Here is a 10,352-nt window from a genome sequence, read left to right on the forward strand (position 1 = left end):
GGACGCTGCCGGCCAGCACCACGGGCACGGCCACGATCCTGGCGCGCGCGGTGGATGACAGCGGCAACCTGCAGGGCACGCCCGCGAGCCGCAGCTTCACGGTCGGGGCGGCTTCGTGCCCGTGCACGTTGTGGCCGCCGTCCGCGACGCCGGCGGTGGCTGCCGACCCGGAAACGCGCACGGTCAACCTGGGCGTGAAGTTCAGGGCCAACCGCAACGGCTACATCACCGGCATCCGCTTCTTCAAGGGCGCGGGCAACACCGGCACGCACGTGGGCGCGCTGTGGACGGCCACCGGCACGTTGCTGGGCAGCACCACCTTCGTCAACGAGACGGCCACGGGCTGGCAGCAGCAGAACTTCGACACGCCCATCCCCGTGACGGCGGGCACGGTGTACGTGGCCTCGTACCGCGCGCCCAACGGCCGCTATGCGTTCAACGGCGGCTACTTCACCAACGCCGGCGTGACGTCCGGCCCGCTCACGGCGCTGCGAAACGGCGAGAGCGGCGGCAACGGCGTGTACGTCTACGGCGGCACCTCGGTGCTCTTCCCGACGTCGAGCTACCAGTCGGCGAACTACTGGGTGGACGTGGTGTTCCAGCCCGAGCCCTGAAGCGCCCGGTGCCGGAATCCGTGCCGGGCCAGCCCGGTGCGGTATCCGCGCCCCGGTCCGCGCCGTCGGCGCAAGCGGTGTCCGCAGGGACGCTGCTTGCGCCGATGCCATTTTCCGGCCGCGCCGACGCCAGGCGCGCGCCTGCCGCGGGACTCACTGGAAGGTGCGCAGGTAGGCCAGCAGGTCGTCGATCTGCCGCTCGTTGCCCAGGCCCCAGAAGCGCATCTTCGTGCCCGGCACCACGTCGCCGGGCGACTTCACGAAGGCACGCAGCGTGGCCTCGGTCCAGACGACGTTCGAGGCCTTCATGGCCGCCGAGTAGGCGTAGTCCGGCGTGCCGCCGGCGCGGCGGCCGAAGAGGGCGTTGAGGTGCGGGCCGAAGGTGCCGCGTGCCGAGGGGCCGACCTGGTGACACGCGGCGCAGCGTGCGAACACCGCCTTGCCCGCGGCCGCGTCCCCGCCGGCAGCACGGGCCGGTGCCGCGCCGGCCAGGAACAACGGGACGCAGGAGACGAGCAGGGCGGCCGGGGCCGGCAGGAGCGATCGGAGGGATCGGAGCGGGCGGAGCAGTCGGACAGGGCGCATGCGAAGGGGCCCGGGCCATGCCGTGCCCGGAAAAGGGGTGAAGTTTGCGAAAACTAGAATCCCCGCAAATGAATATCGGAGTTGTCTACGCGGCCCTGGCCTATGGGGTCTGGGGCGTTTTCCCCTTGTACTTCCACCAGGTCGCCGCGGTGCCGCCGCTGGAGATCGTGCTGCACCGCACGGTGTGGTCGCTGGTGTTCCTGCTGCTGATCCTGGCCGCGCTGCGGCGTTTCAACGTGCTGGCCCCCGTGCTGCGCCGTCCGCGCCAGCTGCTGCTGTTCGGCTTGAGCGCGCTGCTGCTGTCGGGCAACTGGCTGGTCTACGTCTGGGCCGTCAACAACGGCCACGTCATCGACGCGAGCCTGGGTTACTTCATCAACCCGCTGGTGTACGTGCTGCTGGGCTTCGCCTTCCTGCACGAGCGGCCGCGCCCGGTGCAGTGGGGCGCCGTGGCGCTGGCGGGCCTGGGCGTGCTGTGGCTGACCTGGCAGGCCGGCGCGCTGCCGTGGATCGCGCTGCTGCTGGCCGGCAGCTTCGGCCTGTACGGGCTGATGCGCAAGACGGCGGTGCTGGGCGCGCTCGAGGGCCTGGCGCTGGAGACGCTGCTGCTGGCGCCGCTGGCGCTGCCGGCGCTGGCGCTGGTGACGCTGCAGGACCACGGCACGCTGGCGCAGGCCGATGCCTCGACCTGGGGCTGGCTGCTGCTGGCCGGGCCGGTGACCGCCGTGCCGCTGCTGCTCTTTGCCGCGGGCGCGCGGCGCATTCCGCTGGCCACGCTGGGGCTGCTGCAGTACATCGGCCCGACGCTGCAGATGGCCATCGGGCTGTGGGTGTTCCACGAGCCCTTCCACCGAGAGCAGTTGCTGGGCTTCGTGCTGATCTGGCTGGCGCTGGCGCTCTACAGCGCCGAGGGGCTGTGGGCGTCGCGGCGGCGCGTGCCGGCCGCGGCCTGAGCTGTTGACGCGAGCGGCTCCATGACCGTTGCCTCCTCAACCGCGCCCGGGTCCGAGCGCGCCTGGCCCGGGCTGCTGCTGGCCGCTGGCGGCGCCACGGCCTTCTCCGGCAAGGCCATCATCGTCAAGCTCGCCTACCGCCACGGCGCCGACGCGGTGACGGTGATCATGCTGCGCATGCTCTTTGCGCTGCCGCTGTTCCTGCTGCTGGCCTGGTGGGCCGGGCGCGGCAAGCCGCGGCTCACGGCGCGCGACTGGCGCGCCGTGGCGCTGCTGGGCTTCAGCGGCTACTACCTGGCGAGCTACCTGGACTTTCTGGGCCTGCAGTACGTCAGCGCCAGCCTGGAGCGGCTGGTGCTCTACCTCAACCCGACGCTGGTGCTGCTGCTGGGCTGGGCGCTGTTCGGGCGCCGCGCCACGGCGCGGCAGTGGATCGCCATGGGCGTGAGCTATGCCGGCGTGCTGCTGGCCTTCGGCCAGGAGGCGCGCTTCGCCGGCGAGCAGGCCGTGCTGGGGACGCTGCTTGTGCTGGGCAGCGCGCTGAGCTATGCCCTCTACCTGACCTGGTCGGGCGAGGAGGTTCGGCGCCTGGGCGCCATGCGCCTGACCGGGCTGGCCACCAGCGTGGCCTGCGTGCTGTGCATCGCGCAGTTCCTGCTGCTGCGGCCGCTGGACAGTCTGGCGCAGCTGGCGCCGCCGGTGTGGTGGCTGTCGCTGCTCAACGCCACGGCCTGCACCTTCGCGCCGGTGCTGATGGTGATGCTGGCCATCGCGCGCATCGGCCCGGCCGCGGCGGCGCAGACTGGGATGATCGGCCCGATGAGCACCATCGCCATGGGCGTGCTGATCCTGGGCGAGCCCTTCACGCCGGGCGTGGGCGCCGGCACGGTGCTGGTGCTGGCGGGCGTGGCGCTGCTCAACCGCTGGCGCTAGCACATCGAAGGCCGGCGCCGGCCTTCAGCGCGACAGCGCCGCGCGCGTGCGCTGCACGCAGGCGAAGGCGCCGGCGCCGGCGTCGAAGTCCCAGCGCTCGACGGCGCAGTGCCCGGGATCGGTGCCGGCGTCGTGGCGCAGCACGTTGACGGAGTTGGGCTGGCCGCCGCGCACGCGCTGTGACAGCGCGGTGCCGGCCTGCACGATCCAGACGGCGCGCGTGCCGGCATCCACGCGCTCGCAGCGCGGGTGGTGGGTGTGCCCGCCCAGGATGAGGTCCGCGCCCGCGGCGGCCCAGGTCGCCAGCGCCTGGCGCGGGCAGCGCAGCCGGTGCGCCAGGTCGCAGGCTTCGAACGCGTGCAGCGGCTGGTGCGTGGCCACCACGCGCAGCTGGCGCGGCGCGGCGCGGCGCAGCCGCTGCGCCACGCGCTCGACCTGCGCGGCGGAGAGCTCGCCGTGCTTGTGGCGCCAGCGCCGCGTGGTCTTGACCAGCAGCAGCAGCAGGTCGTCGCTCTCCATCTCGGGCTCGAGCTCCGCGCCGAAGGCCCGGGCGTAGCGGGCGTAGGGGTGCAGCAGCCGTTGCGCCAGGTTCCACAGCGGGATGTCGTGGTTGCCCGGCATGGCCAGGCTGCGCGCGCCGGTCAGCGAGTCGGCGAAGCGCCGCGCCGCGGCGAACTGCTCCTGGCGCGCGCGCTGCGTGAGGTCGCCGGTCCAGACCACCACGTCCGGGCGCTCCTGCAGCGCCAGCGCCCGCAGCGCGTCGCGCACCGCGGGGACCTCGGTGCCGAAATGCGCGTCCGAGACCTGCAGCAGCACGCTCACCGGCGCTTCCCGTTCACCGCGGCGGAGGCGGCGCCTGGGCCGCGCCCCCGGCGCCGTCCGCGGGCGGCAGCAGCAGCTGCAGCGGCGTGGGCGAGATGGCGAAGGTCAGCGGCGTGCGCAGGCGCAGCACCTCGCCGTCCACGGCCACCTTCAGGCTGCGCTCGCGGTGGCCGGGGCCCGGCGTGACGGTGAGGCGGCGCAGCGCGAAGTCCACCGCGTTGGCGGCGTCGGCGAGGCGGCCCAGCGCGCCGCGCAGCGCCAGGCCGAGCATGCCCAGCCGGCCCACGGGCTTGACCATCACCGCCGTGAGCATGCCCGCGCCCGTGGCCTGCGCTTCGGGCAGGCCCAGCTGCTCGACCTGCAGCCGGTTGTTGGTCACGAACAGCGTGGCGGTGCGCACCGTGGCGCTGCGCCCGCCCAGGTCCAGCTCCAGCGTCCACTGGCGGTGGTGGCGCAGGATGGTGCCCAGCGCCGCCAGCGCGGCGTTGAAGCGGTTGCGCCCGAACTGCTGCTTGAAGGCCTCGCGGTCCTGCAGCAGCTGCGGGTACAGGCCCAGGCTGGCGTTGACGAGGAAGACGCGGTCATTGAGCAGGCCCACCTGCACCGGCTGCACGCGCGCCCGGAGCAGGGCGCGCGCGGCATCCTCGGTGACCAGCGGCAGGCCGTGGGAGCGCGCGAAGTAGTTGAAGGTGCCCTGCGCCACCACGCCCATGGGCCGGCCGCTGGGCAGCACCGCCTGGGCCACGGCGTTGATGGTGCCGTCGCCCCCGGCGGCCACGACCGCGCCCTGGTGCGCCACGGCCCAGGCCACGGCGCGCGCGGCCACGGCCGGCGGCGGCTGCGAGCCGTCGATGCACAGGATCTCGTGGCGGCGCCCGGCCTCTTCCATGACGCGGCGCAGCGAGTCGATGCGCTCGCGCGCCTCCTGCGCGCCCGAGCCGCAGTTGACGACGAAGGCCAGCGGCGGCGTGGCCGTGCCGCCGCTGCCGCCATCGGAAGGGGAAGGGACAGCGGAGCGGGCAGGGTCCGCGGTGGAGTGCATGGTGGCCGCCTTTGGCAAGGTACATACCCAGCCGGGACCCGCTTTCACAGTCCTGTGACGCATTGGCCCCGGCGCGATTCCAAGATGGCTGCGAGCCTACAAAAAACGCGATCGCGTCGCCCCGCCCCGGAGGATTCCCATGAGCCGCACCGCCCCCCTTCTCGTCATCGACGACACCGCCTGGAACCGCAGCCTGCTGCAGGAGGTCCTGGGCCCGGCGCATGCGCTGGAATTCGCCGCCGGGCTGGACGAGGCCCGCGCCGCGGCGCAGCAGCGGCGTCCGGCGCTGATCCTGCTGGACGTGGAGCGCCCGCTGGCCGACGGCCTGGCGCTGTGCCGCGCGCTGCAGTCCGAGCCGGCCACGGCCGGCGTGCCGGTGCTGCTGCTGGCCGCGCGCTGCGGCGCCGGCGGCCGCGCCGCGGCCTTCGAGGCCGGGGTGGCCGACTGCCTGGTCAAGCCGCTGTCGCCGCAGGCGCTGCAGGCGCGGGTGCGGCTGCAACTGTCGCTGGCGGCGCCCGACGGCGCCTCGCCCAGCTACCGCGAGGCCCTGGCGCTGCTGGCGCGCGGCGCCAGCGGCCAGGGCGACGCCGAAGGCCGTCTGCACCCCTGGCGCATGGCGGCCTACGCCGCGGCGCTGGCGCAGGCCGCCGGCTGGGGAGCCGACGACTGCGCGCTGCTGGAGGCGGCCGCGCCGCTGCACGATATCGGCGAGCTCGAAGTCCCGGGCGCGATCCTGAACAAGCCGCTCAAGCTCGACGCCGCCGAGTGGGAAATCATGCGCACCCATTGCAGCGTCGGCCACGCGCTGCTGTCGCGCAACGGCGCGCCGCTGTTCCAGCTGGCCGCGGCCATCGCGCTCAACCACCACGAGAAGTGGGACGGCAGCAGCTACCCCGGCGGCCTGACGGGCAGCGCCATCCCGGAGGCCGCCCGCATCGTGGCGGTGGTGGACGCCTTCGACGCGCTGACCACGCCGCGCCCCTACCGCGGCGCGTGGTCGGTGGAGGCGGCCATGAACACGCTGCGCCTGGATGCCGGGCGGCACTTCGATCCGCGCCTGGTCACGCTGTTCGAGCAGGTGCTGCCGCGCATCGTCGAGATCCGCGCGCAGTGGGAGCCGCAGGCGCAGGCCGCGCCGCTGGCCTGGGCCGCCTGATCCGGCCGCCCGGGAATCTCGAATTTGGCCAACGAAGGATTGATTGCCGCCGGGAATCGCAAGAGGTATTTACCAAGCATTGCCGAGGATACAGACCGGCACAACTGGACGTTAAGGCGTGGGGTATTTACGGCATTTGATCATGCGCAGAGTGCAGTAATGCCGCGGCCCTGGACAGGGGCCGCATTGGTGTTCACGACACGGGTCTGCAGTGCATGGAAACGCCTGAGTATTTTTCACTTCCCGGAAAATCCGTTCCTCCCCACCGACGAGCTTTTCGGGGTGCCTGGTGCGCGGTGCTAGCCGCGGTGCTGGCGGGCTGCGGCGGCGGAGAATCCCCGTCCGCGGTTTCGGGCGATGAAACCGCGATGGATTTGCCGGAGGACGACCACCAGGCGCCGGTGGATTACGGCAGCGGTCCGGTGGCCTCGGCCGGCGCGCTGACCGAAACCCTCAAGGAACTTTCCGCCGCCGGCATGCTGGCCCCGTCGTACCGGCCGGCGAGCCCCACGCGCGCAGCCTACCGGGCCGGCGCCTTCGGGCCGGTGTTCGGCTGGCCCGTCATTCCCATCCACATGGTGCAGCTGCCCGATGGCCGGGTGCTGGCCTACGGCAGCGACGACAAGGGCAACCAGGGCGCGCAGCTGCACTACTCGGTCTGGGACCCGAACTGGGACCCGGCGGCGCCGGGCGCGGCCCCGTCCCCGTTCCAGCTGCTGCAGCACACGACCGGCACGGACCTGTTCTGCAACACGCAGCTGGTGCTGCCCAGCACCGGGCAGGTGTTCATGGCCGGCGGCGACCGCACCATCAACGGCATCCGCAACTACGCGGTGGCCGACACCAACTTCTTCAACCCGGCCGACAACTCGTTGCGCCTGGAACCGACGCCGATGGCGTTCCGGCGCTGGTACGGCACGGCCATCACCAACGCGCGCGGCGAGGTGGTGGTGATGGGCGGGCGCGACGACCGCTACTACGCCGGCACCAGCACCAAGCCGGCCACCGAGGACACCTATGCACCCACGCCGGAGGTGTACGTCCCGGGCTCGGGCTGGCGCACCCTGACGGGGGCCCGCAGCGAAGCGGCCTTCGGCGAAATCAAGGGCAACTGGTGGTACCCGAAGTCGTGGCTGCTGCCCAACGGCCGCATCCTGACCATCACCAACGACGGCTACTTCTACTCGCTGGACCACAACGGCAGCGGCGGCATCGTGCAGCTCAACGGCAAGATCCAGGGCACCAACTGGAACACGACCTCGGTGATGTACGCGCCGGGCAAGATCCTGTCGGTGCGCGGCACGACCACGGTGTCGCTGATCGATGTCAACGGCCCGCAGCCCGTGATCAGCCGCGGCGCGCCCATCAGCACCGGCCGCAAGTGGGGCTTCTCCACCGTGCTGCCCGACGGCACGGTGTGGGTCAACGGCGGCTCCGTCAACGAGAACACGCTGGCCGACGCGGTCTACACCACCGAGCTGTGGAACCCGGCCACCAACACCTGGACCATGACGGCCAACGCCGCCAAGCCGCGCCTCTACCACGGCAACACCATGCTGCTGCCCAATGGCGCGGTGGTGGTCGGCGGCGGCGGCGCGCCCGGGCCGGTGCGCGGGCTCAATGCCGAGATGTATTTCCCGCCGTATTTCTTCAATCCCAACGGCACCTGGGCCACGCAGCCGGTCATCAATACCGTCTCGCCCCAGGTCTTCAGCTGGAGCGACAGCTTCACGCTGCAAATGGGCAGCTGGGGCGCCATCGAGAAGGTCGTGATGATCCGCACCGGCTCCTCGACCCATTCCTTCAGCAACGAGCAGCGCCGCATGGAACTGGACTTCACCCAGGCCGGGCGCACCCTGACCGTGAAGGCCCCGGCCCGCGCCACCGAAATGCCGCCGGGCTATTACATGGTGTTCGCGCTGCGCAAGAACCCGCAGGCGCCGGCCGGCGAAACCCGCCTGGTGCCCTCGGAAGCGAAAATCGTCAAGCTGTCCTGAGCGCGGAGTGCCCCGGGCCGGGGCCCGGGGCTGATCGAGGCCCGATTCAGGCCTGGCAACCCGGGCCGCCGGCTTGCGCGGCCTCCACGCCGCCGGCTTGCATGCGCGCCACCAGGTCGCGGATCAAGTGGCCGGCGATGCTGAAACGTGGCGGAATGTCGGGCAGCGCGTCAAGCGCATACCAGGCGGCATGCTCGATCTCCCCGGGCTGCGGCACGATCTCGCCGCCGTCCCACTGCGCCGTGAAGGCCAGCATCAGGCTGTGCGGAAACGGCCAGCTCTGGCTGCCGTAGTACTGCAGGTTCGTGACGCGCACGCCCACCTCCTCGGCAACCTCGCGCGCCACGCAGTCCTCCAGCGACTCGCCCGGCTCGACGAAGCCGGCCAGCGCGCTGTACATGCCGGGCGCGAAATGCGGCCCGCGCGCCAGCAGCAACTCGCCCGGGCGCCAGACCAGCGCCATCATGGCCGGGCTCACGCGCGGGTAGGCCGCGTGGCCGCACGCGGGGCACAGCCGCGAGCGCTCCTGCGGCTGCAACAGCGTGGCCGAGCCGCACACGCCGCAGAAGCGGTGCGAACGGTCCCACTCCAGCACCTGCGCCGCCCGCGCGGCCAGCGCCGACTGCGCCGGCGGCAACTGCATCATGGCCGCACGCAGGGGCAGCGCCTGCCAGCCGGCCGGCACCGCCGGCAGCAGCAGGGCCCAGCAGTCCAGCCCGTCGAGCTGGCCCAGGTAGTGCCGGCCCGACGCCGCGTCACCGAAGCCGGGCGTGGCCGCCAGCAGCGGTGGCGCCTCCCGCAGCGGCAGCAGCAGGTCCTTGCCGACGAAAGCGAAATGCCAGCCCAACCGGGTCGGCTCCGGTGGCAACTGGTGTGCGGGAACGAAGGGCATGGGCGACAGGATGGAGCAGGAGGGCAGGGGAACATCTGAGCCTGACAGCCGCCTCGGCGCCGAGGGACGAATCAAAAAGATCAATTATGTGTCAGAGGTATCCGTGAACAAGACATTGTTCACGCTCTTGCGCAGTGCAGCAATTCATATTTATCATCCCGCGCTTGCAATCTCAGCAGCTCGGATTTCACTTCGCAGCGGCGGCAGTTTGATTTTTCATTTCAATCATTTTTTGTACGCAGGAGTATGAAAATGTCAATCGAGTAACCATTTAAATGGAAGCCCTGCTTTTTCCCGCGCTTCGGTGGCGTCGGCATGCCTGTTGGAAAAGACAGCCGCGATGCCTTGACGGCGGTGTGCCCGATGGCCGGCATGACGCCGGGACGTGATGCGTGTCACGTCCGACACAGGAAGCGCGAAGGTTCCTGAATGGAAACTGACACGGCGTCTCACCGTATCGCCCCGGCCGCCCGAGCCGGCGTGCCGCACACGCGGTAACAACCGCGTCTCAGCCATGCCGGCACCGCACCGAAATCCCGGCATCCCGATGCATCACCGGCCCGGCCGGTTGTTCGGGATACGGTGTTGAAGTAGCGCCAGACGCCCAATGCTGTACCGGCCCCGATATTTCGGGGGCTGCGACACCAATAACGTTTCCATGCAGATTCTTTTTGAATCCGCAGGGTGGCCTTTTGTCTGTTTTTTATTGACGCCATGCAACTTCATACCCGGCACAAAAGAATCGCGGCCCTGTCGTCGCTGATGACGACGGTTTTCCTTGCCGCCTGCGGCGGCGGCGAATCGGAACTGGCTGCGCAAGCAGCCCAGATTGGCACGCAAGGCGCCACGGAAATCGCCACCGAAGTGACGCCCGCTTCGGCCGGTACCTGGACGACGGTGGCTAACGAATGGGGCTATTTCGAGCTGGGCAGCAGCCGCTACGTGCGCTTCGGCACCGGATCGCAATGGGTGGGCAAGTACATCAGCGGCACGGCACAGTGCGTGAGCGGCACCTTCGGCATGGACCCGGCACCGGGCCTGACCAAGCGGTGCGACGTCTACACCGAGCCGGCCCCCGCGCCGGCTCCGGCGCCCGCGCCCGCGCCTGCGCCTGCGCCTGCGCCTGCGCCCGCCCCGGCCACCACCGGCACAGCGCTGCTGAACTGGAGCGCCCCGGCGGGCAGCGTCGCCGGCTACCGCGTGTACTTCGGCACCACCTCGCAGTCCTACGACCAGGTCAAGGGCAGCGGGCTGTACGTGACCAACACCACCTACACCGTGCCGTCGCTGCCCAGCGGCAAGACCTACTACTTCGCCGTCACGGCCGTCGATGCCTCCGGCAAGGAAAGCGCGTACTC

The 10,352-nt window shown here is 71.1% G+C and carries 11 protein-coding genes; 7 read left to right on the forward strand and 4 right to left on the reverse strand.

Annotation, left to right across the window (positions count from 1 at the left end; translation table 11 throughout):
• On the forward strand, window positions 1–614 hold a 614-nt coding region (locus FJ694_RS35220; RefSeq protein WP_157272180.1), incomplete at its 5' end, for a DUF4082 domain-containing protein.
• A 153-nt stretch (window positions 615–767) separates the two neighbouring features.
• Here the strand turns inward: FJ694_RS35220 and FJ694_RS35225 are convergent.
• Window positions 768–1,112: a c-type cytochrome gene (locus FJ694_RS35225; protein ID WP_232540369.1), complete on the reverse strand. Its 345-nt coding sequence runs from the start codon at window positions 1,110–1,112 to the stop codon at window positions 768–770.
• A gap of 155 nt (window positions 1,113–1,267) precedes the next feature.
• Here FJ694_RS35225 and rarD point away from each other — a divergent pair, with 155 nt between their 5' ends.
• Both rarD and FJ694_RS35235 read left to right on the forward strand, forming a co-directional pair.
• Complete coding sequence (rarD, locus tag FJ694_RS35230; RefSeq protein ID WP_157272182.1) at window positions 1,268–2,152, forward strand: EamA family transporter RarD; 885 nt, start codon at window positions 1,268–1,270, stop codon at window positions 2,150–2,152.
• Between the two features lie 21 nt (window positions 2,153–2,173).
• Window positions 2,174–3,085, forward strand: a complete 912-nt coding sequence (locus FJ694_RS35235; RefSeq protein ID WP_157272183.1) for a DMT family transporter — start codon at window positions 2,174–2,176, stop codon at window positions 3,083–3,085.
• A gap of 24 nt (window positions 3,086–3,109) precedes the next feature.
• Here the strand turns inward: FJ694_RS35235 and FJ694_RS35240 are convergent, their stop codons facing one another.
• Both FJ694_RS35240 and FJ694_RS35245 read right to left on the reverse strand, forming a co-directional pair.
• On the reverse strand, window positions 3,110–3,907 hold the full coding sequence (locus tag FJ694_RS35240; RefSeq protein ID WP_157272184.1) for a metallophosphoesterase family protein: 798 nt from the start codon (window positions 3,905–3,907) through the stop codon (window positions 3,110–3,112).
• Window positions 3,908–3,920: 13 nt separating this feature from the next.
• Window positions 3,921–4,949 carry a diacylglycerol/lipid kinase family protein gene (locus FJ694_RS35245; protein WP_157272185.1) on the reverse strand — a complete coding sequence of 343 codons (1,029 nt, stop codon included), beginning with the start codon at window positions 4,947–4,949 and terminating at the stop codon, window positions 3,921–3,923.
• Window positions 4,950–5,088: 139 nt separating this feature from the next.
• Here FJ694_RS35245 and FJ694_RS35250 point away from each other — a divergent pair, with 139 nt between their 5' ends.
• Both FJ694_RS35250 and FJ694_RS35255 read left to right on the forward strand, forming a co-directional pair.
• The gene (locus tag FJ694_RS35250) at window positions 5,089–6,105 is read left to right on the forward strand and encodes a response regulator (protein ID WP_157272186.1); all 1,017 of its coding nucleotides are present in this window, start codon (window positions 5,089–5,091) and stop codon (window positions 6,103–6,105) included.
• A gap of 368 nt (window positions 6,106–6,473) precedes the next feature.
• A complete protein-coding gene (locus tag FJ694_RS35255) occupies window positions 6,474–8,102 on the forward strand; it encodes a galactose oxidase early set domain-containing protein (protein WP_157272187.1) in 1,629 nt (542 codons plus the stop codon).
• A 46-nt stretch (window positions 8,103–8,148) separates the two neighbouring features.
• Here FJ694_RS35255 and nudC read toward each other — a convergent pair whose 3' ends face one another.
• Window positions 8,149–8,994, reverse strand: a complete 846-nt coding sequence (nudC, locus tag FJ694_RS35260; protein ID WP_157272188.1) for an NAD(+) diphosphatase — start codon at window positions 8,992–8,994, stop codon at window positions 8,149–8,151.
• On the opposite strand from nudC, the gene FJ694_RS35265 reads away from it, so the two are divergent.
• A complete protein-coding gene (locus tag FJ694_RS35265; RefSeq protein ID WP_157272189.1) occupies window positions 8,993–9,244 on the forward strand; it encodes a hypothetical protein in 252 nt (83 codons plus the stop codon). The genes nudC and FJ694_RS35265 overlap by 2 nt on opposite strands.
• 512 nt (window positions 9,245–9,756) lie before the next feature.
• Window positions 9,757–10,352: fibronectin type III domain-containing protein (locus FJ694_RS35270; protein ID WP_198321172.1), on the forward strand; the 596-nt coding region annotated here is incomplete at its 3' end.

This window comes from Azohydromonas aeria (assembly GCF_009760915.1).
Classification (GTDB): Bacteria; Pseudomonadota; Gammaproteobacteria; order Burkholderiales; family Burkholderiaceae_C; genus Azohydromonas; species Azohydromonas aeria.

Bases quoted from the DNA above. Each gene is read 5' to 3' on its own strand.
- rarD (WP_157272182.1), top strand. From the start codon at position 1,268: ATGAATATCGGAGTTGTCTACGCGGCCCTGGCCTATGGGGTCTGGGGC.
- FJ694_RS35265 (WP_157272189.1), top strand. From the start codon at position 8,993: ATGGGCGACAGGATGGAGCAGGAGGGCAGGGGAACATCTGAGCCTGAC.
- FJ694_RS35245 (WP_157272185.1), bottom strand. From the start codon at position 4,949: ATGCACTCCACCGCGGACCCTGCCCGCTCCGCTGTCCCTTCCCCTTCC.
- FJ694_RS35255 (WP_157272187.1), top strand. From the start codon at position 6,474: ATGGATTTGCCGGAGGACGACCACCAGGCGCCGGTGGATTACGGCAGC.
- FJ694_RS35235 (WP_157272183.1), top strand. From the start codon at position 2,174: ATGACCGTTGCCTCCTCAACCGCGCCCGGGTCCGAGCGCGCCTGGCCC.
- FJ694_RS35250 (WP_157272186.1), top strand. From the start codon at position 5,089: ATGAGCCGCACCGCCCCCCTTCTCGTCATCGACGACACCGCCTGGAAC.
- nudC (WP_157272188.1), bottom strand. From the start codon at position 8,994: ATGCCCTTCGTTCCCGCACACCAGTTGCCACCGGAGCCGACCCGGTTG.